Here is a 17,060-nt window from a genome sequence, read left to right on the forward strand (position 1 = left end):
TCACATGAGCAAGGCGAACGAGCGCAGGCAGGGGATGTCCAGCGTGCGTACGAGTGGTCCGGTGTTGGGGGGCGTATTGCTGCTGCTGGCCGCCTGGTTCGGCTGGAGCAGTTATGCGCAATGGCGCCAAGACGCGGTGGCGCAAGGGCTGGAGCAGGCACGCGACCGCGCGTTGCAGGACGTGGGGCAGACCATGGCCACGCAGGCCAGCCAGCTCGACGCGGTGCTCAAGCAGCCGCCGGTCATCGCTGCGTTGGCAGGCGGCGACGCGCTGGCGGCCGCATCGGCCATCCGCGAGCGTTTCAAAGATGCCGAGGATGTCCAGGTGCTGCCTGGCGACCTTGCTGCGGCCTATGCCAACCCCAAGGATTTCGGTTACGCGCGTCTGAGCCTGCTCGAATCGGCGCAGGTGGCCGACCATGCGCAGGTCCGGGTCGTGCGCGACGCCAAGCAAGTCTGCCTGGGCGTGGCTGCCGCGGTGCGCCTTGGCGGGCAGCCGGCGGTGGCGTATGCGCGGTTGCCGTTATTGCGCCTGACCGGCCCACTGGATGCGATTGCGGCACCAGACAGCGCCTACCTGGCCCTGCGCCAGGGCAGCTACAACGTGGCCCAGCAGGGCGATATGGCATTGGCCGATGCCGCCGAAACGCTGGCTAGGCCGCTCGGGACCAGCGGCTTGCGCGTGGCTGCGGCGGTGCCGCAAGGCGATGGCGGCCCACTGGGCCTGGGCGCCGTCGGTTGCGCCATCGTGGCGGCAATGCTGCTGATCATTGCAGTGCTGCTGGTGCTGGCCAGCCGGGGGCAGGTGGCCTTGCCGCGGCGCCGGGTTGCCGACCAATCCGGCGCCGATGAACCCACCTTCAGTCAGAGCCTGCAGCACGATGCCAGCGTTGCCAGCGAAGCACGCGCGCTGGACGCCGAAGTACCGCCCGCACCGCCAGCGCTGGTGCCGGCGGTGCAGATCGCCACCGAGATGTTCCGTGCCTACGACATCCGCGGCGTGGTCGGTAAGGACCTCAACCCCGGCGTTGCCGCCTTGATCGGCCAGGCCATCGGCAGCGTGATGCAGGCGCAGGGACTGCGCGATGTGGTGGTCGGTCGCGACGGCCGGCTGTCCGGGCCGGAGCTGAGCAACGGCCTGATCGAAGGCCTGCGCCGCGCCGGCTGCAACGTCACCGACATCGGCCTGGCACCGACGCCGGTGGTGTACTTCGGTGCGTACGAGCTGCGTGCCGGCAGCTGCGTGGCGGTGACCGGCAGCCACAATCCACCGGATTACAACGGTTTCAAGATCGTGATTGGCGGCGAGATCTTGTCCGGCGCCGCCATCGCCGAACTGCACCAGCGCATCAACGAAGGCCGCCTGCATACCGCCGCCACGCCTGGCGAACTGGAACAGCGCGACATCAGCGATGCCTACATCCAGCGTATCGCCGACGACGTCCAGCTCGATCGCCCGATCAAGGTGGTGGTGGACGCCGGCAACGGCGCGGCCGGCGACATCGCGCCGCGTCTGCTGGACGCAATCGGTGCCGACGTGGTGCCGCTGTACTGCGATATCGACGGCACCTTCCCCAACCATCACCCTGATCCGAGCGAGCCGTACAACCTCAACGATCTGGTGAAGATGGTGCAGCGTTTCGATGCGGATATTGGCGTGGCGTTCGATGGCGATGCCGATCGCCTGGGCGTGGTGACCAAGGAAGGTGCGATGGTATTTCCCGACCGTCTGCTGATGCTGTTCGCCGCCGATGTACTGCAGCGCAATCCTGGCGCATTGATCATCTACGACGTGAAGTGCACCGGCAAGCTGTCCGACTACGTGTTGCGCAACGGCGGTAGTCCGCTGATGTGGAAGACCGGGCATTCGCTGATCAAGTCCAAGATGCGCGAGACCGATGCCGAACTGGCTGGCGAGATGAGCGGGCACTTCTTCTTCAAGGAGCGCTGGTACGGCTTTGACGACGGCATCTACGCCGCGGCACGCTTGCTGGAAATCCTGGCCCAGCGCGAGCAGACGCCGTCCGAGGTGCTGGACGCCTTGCCTGAAAGTGTCGCCACGCCGGAGATCAAGGTGCCGGTGGAAGGCGATGCGCATGCGCTGGTCGCGCGCTTTGTCGCGCGTGCGCAGACCGGCGAAGAATCGCCGTTCGAATCGGCGCGGCTGTCGACCATCGATGGGCTACGCGCGGACTTCATCGACGGCTGGGGGTTGGTACGCGCCTCCAATACCACGCCGATCCTGGTGCTGCGGTTCGAAGCCGACAGCGAGGCCGCATTGCAGCGGATTCGCACGCTGTTCCGCGACGAACTGCAGACGTTGTTGCCGGAGCATCCATTGGCGTTCTGATTGCCGGATGCGGGGACCGTCCGCTGCGTTGCCTGTGGAGAGGCAGCGCAGCTGGGCCGGTGCGCGACGCGACGGGCCGTCATCCGGCATATCGCCCCGGTGTATGCGGTCACCAGTGTGGTCCGCCTGTCCCAGTGAACTCGGCACGATCGCGTGGCGTGGTGATCGACGCGGCGTGTTGACCGCCCGGCAATAGCCATACTGCGTCCCAGTACGGATACCCGCCCACCTGCTCGGCTAGCCCCGCCCGCAGGGGCAATGCGACCAGCGTGCGGGCGAACTGTCGATGATCGCTTAGCAGCGGAAGCGCCGAAACCTGCATCTGCGGCTGCCACACCGTGCCACCACGCCCGCGGGCGCGATTGACTGCATCGGCACTCATCAGCCGCGCCGTCGCGGCCAATTGCAGCAAGACCGATTTGCTCGGCGCCTGCAGCAACCCGCACCACGTGTCAGGCAACAGCACCCAGCACAGCAACTGCGCACCTTGCCAGTGGCGTGGCAGCGCCAGGCTGGCCGCCGCCGCGCGAGCGCAGCGCCAGTCCGCGAACAACGGCACGTGCTGTGATGCGTGGGCAGCCGCAGATGCCAATACGCTGCTTCAAGCGTCGGCGTGGACCGGGGGCGATGACGGGGCGCACTGGACATGGTGATAGCGTGCCCGCGGCGCGGAAACGGCGACATCGGCAGGCAACCCACGATCGCGTCGGCCGCGCGCGTAGTGGCGTGTCCGAAAAGCGGGCATCAGTGTCAGCGATATCGCCACGTCGCCGGCAATCTGCGCTGCCGCGGGTGGATGCAGCCGATCACCTCAATGCGCGCAGGTGCTCATCAATCACGATGCATCACACCCCAAAAACCTGGTCAGTGAGATGCGGTGCGCCCGGATCGCTTGCGTCGCAGTGCACCCGGATCAATTCCGTATGCTGGGGCAGCGCCAACCATGAAGGATCACCGAAAATCAGATGCGGTAATGGATTTTGCAGCGACACGCACCCGGATCATCTCAACCCACCACGGCGCTCACCAATGTCGTTCGATCACCAGCACTATCCGGATCGGGCGCTTCGAATCCCGAATCCCAGCCTCAATGACCGGCCCGGTCCCGTTTCCACCCGCGATGCTTCACATCCAGATACAGGCTGTAAAACGCGGTAAACGCCGGGAACAGGTTCTGCAGCACGCCCACCGAGTCCTGCTTTGCCGAAAACATGAAGTAGCTCAATGTCATCAGGCTGCCGACCACGCTCATGTACCAGAACAAACGCGGAATCACCGGCTTGCCGGCGCGTTTGGAGGCAACGAACTGCACCAGCCAGCGGCCGCCGAACATCAGTGCGCCGACATAGCCGATCAGCTTCCACCCGGTGACATGGATGCCGGTCCAGTACAGCCAGGTCAGTTGTTGGTCGAGAAAGGACGGGTCCATCAGCGTTCCTGCACCACGGTGCGCTTGCTGCGGGTGATCAGCCAGGCCACACCGCGCAGGTCGCGGATGCCGACCAGGGCGCGATTGAGATTGTTGTACTTGGACACGCCGGCGGTGCGGTGGCGATGGTTGACCGGCACGCTCACCGTGCGCCAGCCGGCGCGTTGCATCAACGCCGGCAGATAGCGGTGCATGTGGTCGAAGTAGGGCAGGTCCAGAAATGCCTCGCGCTCGAACAGTTTGATGCCGCAGCCGGTGTCGGGCGTATTGTCGCGCAGCATGCGCGAGCGGATCGCGTTGGCCCACTTGCTGGCCCAGCGCTTGGAGCCCGAATCCTGGCGATTGACCCGCCAGCCGGCGAACAGCTTGACCTGCGCCTCGGCTTGACTGCGCGCGATGAGCAGCTTGGGGATGTCGGCCGGGTCGTTCTGGCCGTCGCCATCGAGCGTGGCGATCCAGCTGGCGCGTGCGGCCTTCACCCCGCTGCGCACTGCCGTGCTCTGGCCGCTCTGGGTCACATGATGCAGCACGCGCAGTTCCGGCGTGGTGCTCTTCAGGCCCAGCAGCACTGCGAGCGTGTCGTCGCGCGAATGGTCGTCGACATAGACGATTTCAAAGGCCACCACGCCGCGCAGGGCGCTGACGATTTCGCCCACCAGCGTGGCGACGTTATCGCGCTCGTTGAACACCGGGACGACGACGGACAGCTGAGGTTGGCTCATGGATGCGGGTAGCCGGACGAAGGCTGAGCGAAAAAGATCGGGCATTGTGCCCTGACTCTCTGAGTCAGGCATGAAGCATGCGCGCGTTATTCGCATTAGAACGGCTGGAAGCAGCCTGTAGCGTGTGGTGGGGATGTGGCAAGGCTGTAAAAGGCGTGGGCTTGCAGGCCGATCACGCGTCGTCTTCCTGCGCGGCGCAGCTGGCACACCCTGTCTGCCATGCGGCCTTACGCCAGGGCAACTGATGGACGGTAAGCCCTGCATCTCGCTCGCATGGCAGCCTCGACGCCGACCGCCGCACGCTCCCATCGACACTCACGCGCAACGCCGCAGCAAACCCCGCCGAGCGCTAGGCGCGCTCGCCGAAATACTGCCGGCACCATTCCACGACCTGCGGCAAGCCACGCTCGACCGGGGTCGCCGGATCGAACCCGAATGCGGCCTGCGCACGCTGCGTATCGGCCATGGTGCGGATCATGTCGCCCGGCTGCATCGGCCGATAGACCTTCTCGGCTGGGCGGCCTGCAGCCTGCGCGATCACGTCGATGAAGGTCTCCAGCTCCACCGGCGTGTGGTTGCCCAGGTTGAACACCCGGTGCGGCACCGGCGCGCTGCTGGGCGTGTCCAGTGCGCCCAGCACACCGGCCACGATATCGTCGACGAACGTGAAATCGCGCTGCATCTTGCCGTGGTTGAACACCTCGATCGGCCGCCCCGCCAGCGCCGCACGGCTGAACAGCAACGGTGCCATGTCCGGCCGGCCCCACGGCCCGTACACCGTGAAAAAGCGCAGTCCGGTCGCGTGCAGGCCATACAGCTGCGCATAGGTGTAGCCCATCAATTCGTTGGCGGCCTTGGTTGCCGCATACAACGAACGCGGCTGATCCACGCGCTGGTCTTCGGAAAACGGCGGGGTGGCCGAATCGCCGTAGACCGAACTGCTCGAGGCATACACCAGGTGCTGCACGCCGCGGTGCCGGCATAGCTCGAGCATGTTGACGAAGCCGACCAGGTTGCTGTCGACATAGGTGTGCGGGTTTTCCAGCGAATACCGCACGCCCGCCTGCGCGGCCAGATGCACCACGCGGCTAGGCTGGATCTCATCGAACAACGCGGCCAGGCCCTCGCGATCGGTCAGATCCAGCGTGCGGATATCGATGCTGGGGCACAGCGCCGCCACCCGGTCGTGCTTGAGCTGCGGGTCGTAGTAGCTGTTGTAGTTGTCCAGCCCCACCACCGTCTCGCCGCGGGCCGCCAGCGCGCGGCAGGTGTAGGCGCCGATGAAGCCGGCAGCGCCGGTGACGAGAATGGTCATGGCTGTGATCCTGGGAAGTGCGGAAACAAAAGGCTGGCGTTGCGGATGCGCACGCCCGGCGCATTGCAGGCACCGCCGCCCGCAGGTTCGGCATCTTGATGCTGCCAACGCGCCGGTGATGCGCAGCGCGCCAGGCGCCACTGGCGGTGGCCGCAGCTCATGCGGCGCTCAGCATCAAGGCTACAGCGCACAATGCGTGGCCGTTCACCGCAGGGCGAGCGGTGCTTCGCTGGCAAGCTTGGCCTTGCGCTCGGCGCTGAACTTCCACCAGGGCTGCGCCGGCTCGCCTTCCATGAAGCGCAGGATCGACAGGAACACATCGATCACGCAGGGGTCATGCAGCACCCCGGTGCGCAGGCACAGCTGTGCGTGCATGTCGTAGGCATCGCGACCGCGCAGCTGCGCAGGCACGCGGATGCCGATCAGGCGCAGGTCCTTTTCGCAGGCCGGCCCGACGTTGGGCAAATCGGTCAGCTGCAGCAGATGCTGGCGGTCCACCTTGGCGGGATTCATGGCCGGCGAGGATCCTGTGGGATGGGCAAGCGACTAGCTGCGCTGCATGCGCAAGCGTTCGAGCACGCCGTCCAGCGTGTCCAGATCGGTGTAATGGATCACCAGCTTGCCCTTGCCGCCGCGGCCATGATTGAACACCACCTTGGTGCCCAGCGACTCAGACAGTTCGGTTTCCAGCGAGGCGATATCGGCCTGCGGGGCCACCGGCGCCGGCTTGCCCTTGCGCAGCGAGCCGGGCACCTTGCCGGCGGCAAACTGCTGGGCGCGGTGCTCGACTTCGCGCACCGACCAGCCCTGGTCGGCCGCGTCCTGCGCCAGCTTGCTGGCCAGCTCCGGCGCCAGGGTGAGCAGCGCGCGCGCGTGGCCCATTTCCAGCCGGCGGGTTTCCAGCAACACGCGAATGGCCACTGGCAATTCCAGCAACCGCAGCAGGTTGGACACCGATGCACGCGAGCGTCCTACCGCGCCGGCGGCCTCGGCATGGGTCAGCGAAAATTCGTCGATCAGCCGCTGCAGCGCCTGCGCTTCTTCCAACGGATTAAGGTCTTCGCGCTGGATGTTTTCGATCAGCGCCATCGCGATGACGGTGCGGTCGTCCAGCTCGCGCACCACCACCGGCACCTCGGTCAGCCCGGCCAGCTGCGAAGCGCGCCAACGGCGTTCGCCGGCCACGATCTCGAACTGCCCCGGCGCCAGCTCGCGCGCCACGATGGGCTGGATCACACCCTGCGCCTTGATCGACTCGGCCAGCTCGGCCAGCTTGACCTCGTCCATTTCCCGGCGCGGCTGGTACTTGCCCGGCTGCAACTGGGTCACCGGCAACTGGCGCAAGCTGTCGCCAGGCTGGAGCGCGTCGTCGCTGGCGGCGCTCGGTGCCGCTGCGGCCGCCGCGCCCTTCGGGCCCAACAGCGCTTCCAGGCCACGACCCAGGCCACGCTTCTTTGCGGGCATCGGCTTGTTCATCAGACGGTCTCCACCGGCCGGACGGCCTTGTTGCGGTCGTTCTGGCGGCGCACGATCTCGCCGGCCAACCCCAGGTAGGCCACCCCACCACGCGAGGTGCGGTCGTAACCGACGATGCTCTGGCCATGGCTGGGTGCCTCGGCCAGGCGCACGTTGCGCGGCACGATGGTGCGAAACACCTTGTCGCCGAAATGCTCGGTCAGCTCGGCCGATACCGCGTTGGCCAGGTTGTTGCGGATGTCGAACATGGTGCGCAGCACGCCTTCGATTTCCAGCGCCGGGTTGAGGTTGGCACGCAACGCTTCGATGGTTTCCAGCAGCGCGGTCAGCCCTTCCAGCGCGTAGTACTCGCACTGCATCGGCACGATGATCGAATCGGCCGCTGTCAACGCGTTGAGCGTGAGCAGCGACAATGCCGGCGGGCAGTCGATCAGGATGAAGTCGTACTCGTCGCGGATCGGCGCCAAGGCGCGCTTGAGCCGCTGTTCGCGCTCGCCCTGGTCCACCAGCTGGATCTCTGCGGCGGTCAGGTCGATGTTGCCTGGCAGCAGGTCGAAGCCTTCCGGCGCGGTCACCCGGATCTGCGCGGCGGTGTTTTCGCCCAGCAGCAGGTCGCAGGTGGAGGCGGCGACATCGCGTTTGTCGATGCCGCTGCCCATGGTGGCGTTGCCCTGCGAGTCCAGATCCACCAGCAACACACGCTTGGGCGCGCGCGCCAGGCCGGCCGCCAGATTGACGGCGGTCGTGGTCTTGCCGACGCCGCCTTTCTGGTTGGCAATGGCGATGATCCGGGCCATGCGGGAGAGCCTCGTGGGCGAAGAGTAAGACCGGCCATTATGCGGGCAGGGCGTCGGATCGGGAAATGCCGCCCGCGGCGGTGCGCCGCACGGGCGTGATGACGCAAGCGCCGGTCAGCCGGCGGGCGGGGCGCTGGCGGGTGGCTCCTTCATGGCCCGGTAGCGCTGCAGGATGTCGGTGATCTCGCCATCCAGCGCCACCCGCTGCTGCTCGAAGCTGATCTGCACACGCAACTGCGCCATCAGATCGCGATGGCGCTGCTGGATGTCGCCGGCCAGCTTGTCGGCCACTGCCTGGCCGGCCAGCTCGTGGTCGCCGGCAGTGCGCAGCAGACTGGCCAACCCCTCGCGCAGGCTGGTCACATTGAAGCGCGCGGTGTGGATGTTGTTGTCCACGATGGCGATGCGCTCCTTGAACACCCGGCGCAGGTCGTCCTCGCTCTGATAGGACATCAGCATCGCCTGGTCGGTGCGCTGGCGCATCTGCTCGGCGGCCAGATCGGCCTGGCGTTGCTGCTGGCTGGCCGCAGCGGCAGCGCGTTCGTCGCTGCTCATGGCGCGCTGCACCTCGGCGCTACGCATCCCGCTCTTGGCGCTGAATTCGTCGCGTGCCTGGTTCACCGCCTCCGGGGGCAGCGTATCGCTGCACACGCGGGCGCCGTTCTGGTTCCAGCAATACAGCTTCTTGGCGGCCGGCTTGTCTTGCGCACCGGCCGGCGCAGCCATAAGCAATGTCGCAGCGACAGCCGCCGCAACGGCCAATAATGCCGAATGTGTGTGTATTGGCATCATCGCAGCCCCCTGTCGCCTGCCGTCAGCCTGTGGTGTTGGTCCCGTAGCGGCCACGATAGGCCAGCAGCGGTTCCTGGAAGCCCACAAGGTCGGCGTTTCCTGCCGCAAAAGCAAGCAGGTCGCCCAGGTTGGCCACTGCGATCACCGGAATGCCGGCCTCCGCTGCCACCGCCTGGGCGGCGGAACGGCGGTCCTGATCGGACGCGATTTCCTGCCGGTCCAGCGCCACGACGATCCCGGACGGCATTCCGCCAGCGGCGCGGATGATGGCCAGCGCCTCCCGGATCGCCGTGCCGGCGGTGATCACGTCATCGACAATCAACACCTTACGGCCGGTCAGCGGCGCGCCGATCAGGGTGCCGCCTTCGCCGTGGTCCTTGGCTTCCTTGCGGTTGAACGCCAGCGGCAGGTCGCGCCCGCGCCCTGCGTAGGAGCAGGCCAGCGCGGTTGCCAATGGGATGCCCTTGTAGGCCGGCCCGAACAACAGGTCGAACTCCACCCCGGCCGCGTCGATCGCATCGGCATAGCACTGCGCCAACTGCGCGGTCTTGGCCCCCGAATCGAAGCGCCCGGCATTGAAGAAGTACGGGCTGAGCCGCCCGGACTTGAGCGTGAACTCGCCAAAGCGCAGGGCATCGGCGTCCAGGGCCAGTTGCAGGAAACGGGTGCGGTGGTCGGTCATGGCAACGGGATTGGGGATTGGAAATTTGAGATTGGGAAGCATAGCGGCTTGAACCGTGCTGCATCCGCCGATGCGGTACGCTTTCGCCAATCTCCAATGCCCATTCCCGAATCCCGGCCTTTCATCTATGCGCATCATCAGTTTCAACGCCAACGGCCTGCGCTCGGCCGCCAGCAAGGGTTTCTTCGCGTGGTTCGCTGCCCAGGACGCCGATGTGCTGTGCGTGCAGGAGACCAAGGCCCAGGAGCATCAACTGGCCGGGCCGGATTTCCTGCCCACCGGCTACAAGGCCTGGTTTCGCGACGCCAGCACCAAGAAAGGCTACAGCGGGGTGGCGATCTACAGCGGGCACGAGCCCGACGAGGTGCGCACCGCGCTGGGCTGGCCGGAGTTCGACGAAGAGGGGCGCTATATCGAAGCGCGCTTCGGCAACCTCAGCGTGGTGTCCTTCTATATTCCCTCCGGTTCCTCGGGCGAGTTGCGCCAGGACTACAAGTTCCAGGTGATGCAATGGCTGCGGCCGATCCTGGAGCAGTGGCTGGCCAGTGGCCGCCAGTACGTGCTGTGCGGCGACTGGAATATCGTGCGCACCGCGTTGGACATCAAGAACTGGAAATCCAACCAGAAGAACTCCGGCTGCCTGCCACCCGAGCGCGACTGGCTCAACGGTCTGTGCGCCGATGCGCCAGAAGATGCCAACGCCGCCGAAGGCCGCGGCTGGGTCGACAGCTACCGCGTACTGCATCCGCAGGGCCAGGACTACACCTGGTGGAGCAACCGTGGCGCCGCGCGCGCCAACAATGTCGGTTGGCGCATCGACTACCAACTGGTCACCCCCGGCCTGCGCGACACCTTGAAGGCTTGCTCGATCTACCGCGAAGAGCGCTTCTCCGACCACGCGCCGTACATCGTGGATTACGCACAGTGAGGCAGGCCAAGGCAGGGGTTTGCGTCATAGCGCGCCAGCATGTTGTGCAACAGGGCCAACACTCCGCCGGCAACATCGCCATCCGGCCGCACCTTGGCCACTGCGGCACGCGCGCTGGCGCTCATTCGCCATCACGCAGTGTGCCGATGCCGTTCAAAACGCTCTTCTTTGGCACGGATGTGCGTCGTTGCGGGACTGCACAGACCGCGCAAGACCAGAGGCGTGACGCGATGACAGTCGTCCGCGGCCGCCTGCATGCAACGATGCCGTGGGCATCGCCAGCCACCACGGCCACTGGCGTTTTTGCTCGCTGGTGTGAGGCATGACCAAGCCCGCATCCACCTATAAAGGCTGGCGCGGCATCCAGCGCGCCTTCGCCACGCCATCGGCGGCGACCATGGCGCTGCTCGGCTTCGGCAGCGGCTTGCCGTTTCTGCTGATCGCCTCGCAGACCTTGTCGACCCGTTTGCGCGATGTGGGGCTGGACCTGGGCAGCATCGGCTTGATCAGCCTGGCCAGCTTCTTTTACCTGCTCAAGTTCCTGTGGGCACCGCTGATCGACCGCTACGCGTTTCCGCTCACCGCGTTTCTGGGGCGCCGTCGCTCCTGGCTGCTGGTGGCGCAGATCGGCGTCACCATCGGCCTGTTCGCGCTGGCATTTTCGCGCCCGGATCTGAGCGTTACCGGCTTGGTCGGTTGGGTATTGTTCGCCTCGTTCTGGGGGGCTACCCAGGACTCGGTGGTCGATGCCTACCGTATCGAAATCGCTCCGGATGCCGCGCAGGCCGCGTTGGCGGCAACCTACACGCTGGGCTACCGCATCGGCCTGATCCTGGGTGGTGCCGGTGCGTTGTACATGGCCCAATACCTCGGCTGGACATGGGCGTACGTGGGCATGGCCGCACTGATGCTGGTGCCGATCGTCACCACCTTGCTGTGCCGCGAGCCCGACCGCCCCGAGGCGACGGTGGTGCGCCGCGTGGACGTCGCCGGTGCCTTCTGGCAACCGATTTCCAGCTTCTTTTCCAGCAATGGGCTGGCGTTGGGCATCGTGCTGCTGCTGTTCGTGGGCCTGTACAAGTTTCCTGACCAGGTCATCGGCGTCATGGCAGGGCCGTTCTATCTGGATTCGGGCTTCACCAAGGCCGATATCGCCACCGTTTCCAAATTGTTTGGCGTCTGGATGGGGATTGTCGGCGCCTTCGCGGGCGGCGCGGCAATCGCCGCGTTCGGATTCCGGCGCATGTTGCTGGTGGCCGCGTTGGGGGTGGCCTTGTCCAACCTGGCGTTTCTGCTGATGGCACACAACCCCGGCAAGCTGTGGGCGTTCTATGCCGCGCTCAGTGCCGACAACCTCTTCCAGGGTTTTGCCGGCTCGGTGCTGGTGGCCTTCATGTCTTCGCTGACCGACCGCAACTTCACGGCTACCCAATACGCCCTGCTGGTCTCGCTGGCCAATCTGCCGGGCAAGTTTGCCGGTGGCGTCTCCGGGTTTGTGGTCCAGGCGACCTCCTACAGCACCTTCTTCATCCTCAGCGCCCTGACCGTCATTCCCACCTTGCTGCTGCTGGCCTGGCTGTGGCCGCGGCTATTGGCGCACGACAGGCGGCCGGATTGAAACGTCCGCCAACGTTGCCGATGATGCGCGCGGGGCAGCGTATCGCACGAGGCAGGGCATGACCGATCTGGTATTGCGTGACATCGACCCGGTGCTGGTGGACCGTATTCGCCGCATTTCCGTCGCACGTGGCTGGACCCAGCATCAGACCGTCATGCATCTGCTCGAACAAGGCTTGTTCGCCAGCGAATACGAAGTTACCGGCGGCCTGCAGCACCCGGAGGTCGATGCCCTGGCCGAAGCAATTGCCGCGCTCGAGGCGCTCCCTGCAGGAAATAATCCCTAGCGCTGCCGCAGCTTCATCCAGGCCAGCACAACCCACCCCGCTCACGCCGGATAGATCGCTCCCAACAGCCGAGGCCCGGCCGCCCCGGTCACCGAGGGCAGATTGGCAGCGCGTCCGGCCAGCAGCTCGGCCGCCAGCCACGCAAAGCCCATCGCCTCCAGATAATCCGGGTCCAGTCCATACCGTGCGCTGGATTCCACAATGACGCCTGGCAGCCGCGCCGCCAGTCGCGCCAACAGCATCGGGTTGCGCACGCCGCCGCCACAGACCAGCATCCGGCGCGTGGTTGGCTGCAGCCGCAGCAAGGCATCGGCCACAGTGGCAGCGGTCAGTTCGAGCAAGGTCGCCTGCACATCGGCAGCATCCAACCGCGCGCTGCCCATCGCCTGCACGGCCCAGTCCAGATGGAATTGCTCGCGGCCGGTGCTCTTGGGCGGTGGCAACGCAAACCACGGATCGGCCAACAGCGCTTGCAGCAAAGCCGCATCGACGCGCCCGCTGGCGGCAAACGCACCCTCGGCATCGAACGGCGTGCCGTGATGGCGTTGGCACCAGCTGTCCAGCAACGCGTTGGCCGGGCCGGTATCGAATCCCAGCACCGCGCCATCGCGCGGAATCAAGGTCAGGTTGCCGATCCCACCCAGATTGAGCACGGCGCGGTCTTCATCGCCTGCGCCCAGCATGGCCAGATGGAAGGCGGGCATCAGTGGCGCGCCCTGTCCACCGGCAGCCACGTCGCGGCGGCGGAAATCGGCCACCGTGGTGATGCCGGTGTGCTCGGCAATTCGGCTGGCATCGCCGATCTGCCAGGTGAACGCCGGGTCGGCGTTGGGCCGGTGGCGGATGGTCTGCCCATGCGAGCCGATCGCACGAATCTGCCGGCGCTCCACGCCACTGTCGCCGATCAACTGATTGGCCGCCGCCGCGAATGCCAGCCCCACCTGCGCGTCCAGCTGGCCCAGCGCATCGATGGCCACCGTCTCGGCGCCCTGGCCGAGCGCCACAAAGGTCTGCCGCAATTGCGGCTCCCACGCCACCGTCGTCCCGGCCACCAATTCGCAGCGGCGGTGGGTGGCGTCGGCAAACCGCACCAGCGCGGCATCGATGCCGTCGGCGCTGGTTCCCGACATCAGGCCCAGATACAAGGGAGAGTCAACGTGTTCCAAGACAGACATGCCGAAGCCAGAAAGACACGGCCGGCCAGCTTGTGCAGCCGGGCCGGGTCCGTCAACCGGTCTTACATTGGTGGCGGCTGTGCAGCGGGTGCGTCATCGTCAGGCCGGCATGGGCTGCAATCGCTGCCGCGGCCATCGCCTATGCATCGAAATTCCCTGCCCACCTCAGGCATCGCCAAGGTCCGCAATCATGTCAGATGCGGTCGACGGCCAAGATCGCGTGCCGGGATTGGGACTTCGCAGCGTGCAATACCTGCAGTACGCCGCAACGCGAAGCTGCAGGAGCCCTTGTCAACTCGTAGGGAGTCATCTAGCCACGCGCGCAGCTGGAGGCGACGCCCAACCCCCGCTGCGCCACCCACCTGCGCAGCCGCCAAGCAGCTAACGCAGTTACCAGCCGCAGACGCTCAACTGCGCGACTTGCCCTTGGCCGGCTTGCCGGCGTCGGCGTAGATCAGCTTCTCCATGCCCTCGATACGGGCCATGGCAGGCGCCGTCTGCGCGCGGAACGCCGCCAGTTCGGCGCCCTGCAGCGGCTCCGGCGGCGGCATCGTCACCGACATCGGATTGCGCTGCTGCCCGCCCACGCGGAATTCGTAATGCAGATGCGGGCCGGTCGCCAGGCCGGTCATGCCGACATAACCGATCACCGTGCCCTGGTTGATGTGCTGCCCGGCCTTGATCTTGCCGAAGCGCGACATGTGCCCGTACAGCGTGCTGTAGTTCTTGCCGTGATCCAGGATCACCACGTTGCCGTAACCGCGCTGGGTCCCGACAAACACCACCCGCGCATCGCCGGCTGCCATGATCGGCGTGCCCGGGGCGGCCGCATAGTCCACACCCTTGTGCATGCGCATGGTGCCCAGCACCGGATGCTTGCGCGCACCGAAGGTGGAACTGATCCGGCTATAGGCCACCGGCATGCGGATAAAGCTCTTCTTGAGCGGGCGGCCATTGATGTCGAAGTACTCGGCCGGTTTGCCGGCGCGCTCGAAGCGAAACCCCGTATAGGTCTTGCCGCCAGTGGTGAACGTCGCCGCCAGGATGTCGCCGGTGCTGATCCGCTCGCCTTCGCGCCAGGTTTCATCCATGACCACGCTGAACCGGTCGCCGGGCTGCAGATCCTTGTCGAAGTCGATGTCGTACTTGAAGATCTCGTCGGTCATGATCGCCACCGCCGCCGGCGACAGGCCGGATTTACCGGCCGACGCATACAACGAACTGCTGATCTCCCCGCTGGCCACCACCGTGCGCGTGGTGGTCGCCCGCTCGGTCACGTTCTCGCGCACGGCGTCGCCCAGCAGGCGCAGTTCCACCCGATGACTGTCGTCGCGATCGAAGCGCAGTGCGCGCAGTTGGCCCGGCGTCGGCATGTCGAAGGCGATCTCGGTACCCGGGCGCAGCTTGGTCAGCGCCTCCTTGGTCCCCGGATGCGCCAATACCTGGTACATGACCGTGTTCGGGATTCCCAGCTCGCCGAACAAGGTACTCAGGGTCTGGCCCGGCTTGACCTGCAGAATTTCCCAATGGGTGCTCGGCGCCAGCTGCTTGCGGCTGGGAATCAGCGGCGGCAACGGCAACGCCAGCGTGGAATGGCTGGAAAGCGGTGTGTCGATAGCGTTGGAAAAACCCGGCACGATGGTGGCAACCAGCGCACCGATGGTGGCGAACAGGCTGGCGTGGATCCAGTGACGACGTGTCCAGCGGTCATTGAATGCGGCCGGCAGATGCGCCTTGAGCTTGCGATGCAGGGCAGTGTCGTGGAGGACGTGGAGGCGTTCGTGAAAGCGCCGCTTGCGTGCACGGCCCTGCTCTGAGTTCTGCATCGTTCAAATTCCTCGCTGGCTCGAAGTGCGAGCCCAATCGCCGGTACCATAGACAGCCTGTCGCAGTGCGTCAAACCATTGAGCCTGTTCATTATTTTCACTTGGCGCGGAATTAACCCGCGTTTAACATCATTCACGTTTTTGACGGCAAACGCCGCTGGAGTCTGTGATTGGCCGCTATCGAAGAATCCCTCGCACTCATCGGCCGTGGCGCCGAAGAGATCCTCAAGCTCGATCAGCTGCAGGCGCGCCTCGCCACCGGTAAGCCGCTGCGGGTGAAGGCCGGCTTCGATCCCACCGCGCCGGATCTGCATCTGGGCCATACCGTGCTGCTCAACAAGATGCGGCAGTTCCAGCAGCTCGGCCATCAGGTGATCTTCCTGATCGGCGACTTCACCGGCATGATCGGCGACCCGAGCGGCAAGAACGCCACTCGCAAGCCGCTCAGCCGCGAGGATGTGCTGGCCAACGCGCGGACCTACGAAGAGCAGGTCTTCAAGATCCTGGACCGCGAACGCACCGAAGTGCGCTTCAACTCCGAATGGTTCGGCCAGATGAGCGCGGCCGACATGATCAAGCTCTCTGCCCAGCACACCGTCGCGCGCATGCTTGAACGCGACGATTTCGCCAAGCGCTTCGGCAGCCAGCAGCCGATCGCCATCCACGAATTCCTCTATCCATTAGTGCAGGGCTACGATTCGGTTGCCCTGAAGGCCGATGTCGAGCTCGGCGGCACCGATCAGAAGTTCAACCTGTTGATGGGGCGCGGCTTGCAGGAGCATTACGGGCAGGCGCCTCAGATCGTGCTGACCATGCCGTTGCTGGAAGGCCTGGACGGCGTGGCCAAGATGTCCAAGTCATTGGGTAATTACATCGGCATCAACGAGCCGGCCATCGACATCGTCACCAAGACGATGAAGATCGGCGACGAGCTGACCTGGCGCTGGATCGACCTGCTGTCCTTCGATATCAGCCTGGCCGAAGCGTCGCGCCTGAAAGAGCAGGCCGCTGCGGGCGAACTGCATCCGCGCGAGGTCAAATTGCGGCTGGCACGCGAACTGGTCACCCGGTTCCACGACGCCGCAACCGCAGAGCAGGCCATTGCCGGCTGGCACGCGGTGGTGACAGGGCAGGGCGATACCAGTCTGCTGCCGCTGCAGGAAGTGGTGGTGCCCGCGGAAGGCCTGCGCATTGCCGGTCTGCTGACTGCCGTCGGCCTGACGCCCAGCAACTCCGAAGCCACTCGCAAGCTCAAGGAGCGCGCAGTCAAGATCGACGGCGAAGTGGTGGAGGACCCCAGCCGCGTCTTCACGCAGGGCTTCGAAGGCGTTATCCAGGTAGGCAAACGCAATTTTGCCCGGGTGTCGCTCGTGACTATCTGAGGTACACGAGGGTTGCTGCAGGACGGCAATCTCCCGGATTTACGAGCGGCGCCTGTCGGACAGCTCTGCCGAATCAAGCAAGCCTCGCCGGTATCAGCGGAGGCAATTTGAGGCACCGTGCAACTTTCTGCAGTTCCGTGAAAAATTTTTCACAAAACGCTTCCCAAATTGGTTCGGTGGCCATATAGTCAGCATCCACCGACGCAACGGCCCCGCAAACGCAGAACCGGAGCGGAACGGGTTCGAACAGTCCTTGAAACTAAGGTGTTGACGAAACGAAAA

General features: G+C 65.5%; 15 protein-coding genes and 1 pseudogene. 5 read left to right on the plus strand and 11 right to left on the minus strand.

Features of this window, described 5'->3' with window-relative positions; genetic code table 11:
* Nucleotides 1-4 precede the first annotated feature (4 nt).
* Entirely contained in the window at nucleotides 5-2,350 is a 2,346-nt protein-coding gene (locus XAXN_RS22325) for a phosphomannomutase/phosphoglucomutase (protein ID WP_054318177.1), read from the plus strand.
* Between the two features lie 109 nt (nucleotides 2,351-2,459).
* Here XAXN_RS22325 and XAXN_RS01080 read toward each other — a convergent pair.
* The 9 genes and pseudogenes from XAXN_RS01080 to pyrE form a co-directional block, all read right to left on the minus strand.
* Nucleotides 2,460-3,034 (minus strand): annotated as a pseudogene (locus XAXN_RS01080) (transposase).
* A gap of 403 nt (nucleotides 3,035-3,437) precedes the next feature.
* Nucleotides 3,438-3,779: a lipid-A-disaccharide synthase N-terminal domain-containing protein gene (locus XAXN_RS01085; RefSeq protein ID WP_042824057.1), complete on the minus strand. Its 342-nt coding sequence runs from the start codon at nucleotides 3,777-3,779 to the stop codon at nucleotides 3,438-3,440.
* Nucleotides 3,779-4,501 (minus strand): glycosyltransferase family 2 protein, encoded by a 723-nt coding sequence (locus tag XAXN_RS01090; RefSeq protein WP_054318178.1) that lies wholly within the window; start codon nucleotides 4,499-4,501, stop codon nucleotides 3,779-3,781. The genes XAXN_RS01085 and XAXN_RS01090 overlap by 1 nt, the downstream gene beginning before the upstream one ends.
* Before the next feature lie 349 nt (nucleotides 4,502-4,850).
* Nucleotides 4,851-5,816 carry an SDR family NAD(P)-dependent oxidoreductase gene (locus tag XAXN_RS01095; RefSeq protein ID WP_054318179.1) on the minus strand — a complete coding sequence of 322 codons (966 nt, stop codon included), beginning with the start codon at nucleotides 5,814-5,816 and terminating at the stop codon, nucleotides 4,851-4,853.
* Between the two features lie 204 nt (nucleotides 5,817-6,020).
* Nucleotides 6,021-6,329, minus strand: coding sequence for a helix-hairpin-helix domain-containing protein (locus XAXN_RS01100; protein ID WP_042824054.1), 309 nt, complete (start codon nucleotides 6,327-6,329; stop codon nucleotides 6,021-6,023).
* Nucleotides 6,330-6,362: 33 nt separating this feature from the next.
* Nucleotides 6,363-7,292, minus strand: coding sequence for a ParB/RepB/Spo0J family partition protein (locus XAXN_RS01105; protein ID WP_054318180.1), 930 nt, complete (start codon nucleotides 7,290-7,292; stop codon nucleotides 6,363-6,365).
* Entirely contained in the window at nucleotides 7,292-8,089 is a 798-nt protein-coding gene (locus XAXN_RS01110) for a ParA family protein (RefSeq protein ID WP_054318181.1), read from the minus strand. The genes XAXN_RS01105 and XAXN_RS01110 overlap by 1 nt, the downstream gene beginning before the upstream one ends.
* 114 nt (nucleotides 8,090-8,203) lie before the next feature.
* Nucleotides 8,204-8,815 (minus strand): hypothetical protein, encoded by a 612-nt coding sequence (locus tag XAXN_RS01115; protein ID WP_054318182.1) that lies wholly within the window; start codon nucleotides 8,813-8,815, stop codon nucleotides 8,204-8,206.
* An 88-nt stretch (nucleotides 8,816-8,903) separates the two neighbouring features.
* Nucleotides 8,904-9,563 (minus strand): orotate phosphoribosyltransferase, encoded by a 660-nt coding sequence (gene pyrE, locus XAXN_RS01120; protein WP_054318183.1) that lies wholly within the window; start codon nucleotides 9,561-9,563, stop codon nucleotides 8,904-8,906.
* Nucleotides 9,564-9,690: 127 nt separating this feature from the next.
* Here pyrE and XAXN_RS01125 point away from each other — a divergent pair, with 127 nt between their 5' ends.
* The 3 genes from XAXN_RS01125 to XAXN_RS01135 all read left to right on the plus strand — a co-directional run bounded on the left by XAXN_RS01125 (nucleotide 9,691) and on the right by XAXN_RS01135 (nucleotide 12,395).
* Complete coding sequence (locus tag XAXN_RS01125) at nucleotides 9,691-10,491, plus strand: exodeoxyribonuclease III (RefSeq protein WP_054318184.1); 801 nt, start codon at nucleotides 9,691-9,693, stop codon at nucleotides 10,489-10,491.
* Between the two features lie 322 nt (nucleotides 10,492-10,813).
* Nucleotides 10,814-12,109 (plus strand): AmpG family muropeptide MFS transporter, encoded by a 1,296-nt coding sequence (locus tag XAXN_RS01130; protein ID WP_054318185.1) that lies wholly within the window; start codon nucleotides 10,814-10,816, stop codon nucleotides 12,107-12,109.
* Between the two features lie 58 nt (nucleotides 12,110-12,167).
* Nucleotides 12,168-12,395, plus strand: a complete 228-nt coding sequence (locus XAXN_RS01135; RefSeq protein ID WP_042824044.1) for a hypothetical protein — start codon at nucleotides 12,168-12,170, stop codon at nucleotides 12,393-12,395.
* Between the two features lie 41 nt (nucleotides 12,396-12,436).
* Here the strand turns inward: XAXN_RS01135 and XAXN_RS01140 are convergent, their stop codons facing one another.
* Nucleotides 12,437-13,570 (minus strand): anhydro-N-acetylmuramic acid kinase, encoded by a 1,134-nt coding sequence (locus tag XAXN_RS01140; protein ID WP_042824043.1) that lies wholly within the window; start codon nucleotides 13,568-13,570, stop codon nucleotides 12,437-12,439.
* A gap of 407 nt (nucleotides 13,571-13,977) precedes the next feature.
* Entirely contained in the window at nucleotides 13,978-15,396 is a 1,419-nt protein-coding gene (locus XAXN_RS01145; RefSeq protein WP_054318186.1) for a M23 family metallopeptidase, read from the minus strand.
* Between the two features lie 170 nt (nucleotides 15,397-15,566).
* On the opposite strand from XAXN_RS01145, the gene tyrS reads away from it, so the two are divergent.
* Entirely contained in the window at nucleotides 15,567-16,778 is a 1,212-nt protein-coding gene (gene tyrS, locus XAXN_RS01150) for a tyrosine--tRNA ligase (protein ID WP_054318187.1), read from the plus strand.
* The last annotated feature ends 282 nt before the right edge of the window (nucleotides 16,779-17,060 follow it).

This window comes from Xanthomonas axonopodis (assembly GCF_001304695.1).
Taxonomy (GTDB): Bacteria; Pseudomonadota; Gammaproteobacteria; order Xanthomonadales; family Xanthomonadaceae; genus Xanthomonas; species Xanthomonas axonopodis.

Bases quoted from the DNA above. Each gene is read 5' to 3' on its own strand.
- XAXN_RS01140 (WP_042824043.1), bottom strand. From the start codon at position 13,570: ATGTCTGTCTTGGAACACGTTGACTCTCCCTTGTATCTGGGCCTGATG.
- XAXN_RS01085 (WP_042824057.1), bottom strand. From the start codon at position 3,779: ATGGACCCGTCCTTTCTCGACCAACAACTGACCTGGCTGTACTGGACC.
- XAXN_RS01095 (WP_054318179.1), bottom strand. From the start codon at position 5,816: ATGACCATTCTCGTCACCGGCGCTGCCGGCTTCATCGGCGCCTACACC.
- XAXN_RS01145 (WP_054318186.1), bottom strand. From the start codon at position 15,396: ATGCAGAACTCAGAGCAGGGCCGTGCACGCAAGCGGCGCTTTCACGAA.
- XAXN_RS01135 (WP_042824044.1), top strand. From the start codon at position 12,168: ATGACCGATCTGGTATTGCGTGACATCGACCCGGTGCTGGTGGACCGT.
- XAXN_RS01130 (WP_054318185.1), top strand. From the start codon at position 10,814: ATGACCAAGCCCGCATCCACCTATAAAGGCTGGCGCGGCATCCAGCGC.
- XAXN_RS01125 (WP_054318184.1), top strand. From the start codon at position 9,691: ATGCGCATCATCAGTTTCAACGCCAACGGCCTGCGCTCGGCCGCCAGC.
- XAXN_RS22325 (WP_054318177.1), top strand. From the start codon at position 5: ATGAGCAAGGCGAACGAGCGCAGGCAGGGGATGTCCAGCGTGCGTACG.
- XAXN_RS01110 (WP_054318181.1), bottom strand. From the start codon at position 8,089: ATGGCCCGGATCATCGCCATTGCCAACCAGAAAGGCGGCGTCGGCAAG.
- XAXN_RS01090 (WP_054318178.1), bottom strand. From the start codon at position 4,501: ATGAGCCAACCTCAGCTGTCCGTCGTCGTCCCGGTGTTCAACGAGCGC.
- XAXN_RS01100 (WP_042824054.1), bottom strand. From the start codon at position 6,329: ATGAATCCCGCCAAGGTGGACCGCCAGCATCTGCTGCAGCTGACCGAT.
- pyrE (WP_054318183.1), bottom strand. From the start codon at position 9,563: ATGACCGACCACCGCACCCGTTTCCTGCAACTGGCCCTGGACGCCGAT.
- XAXN_RS01115 (WP_054318182.1), bottom strand. From the start codon at position 8,815: ATGGCTGCGCCGGCCGGTGCGCAAGACAAGCCGGCCGCCAAGAAGCTG.
- XAXN_RS01105 (WP_054318180.1), bottom strand. From the start codon at position 7,292: ATGAACAAGCCGATGCCCGCAAAGAAGCGTGGCCTGGGTCGTGGCCTG.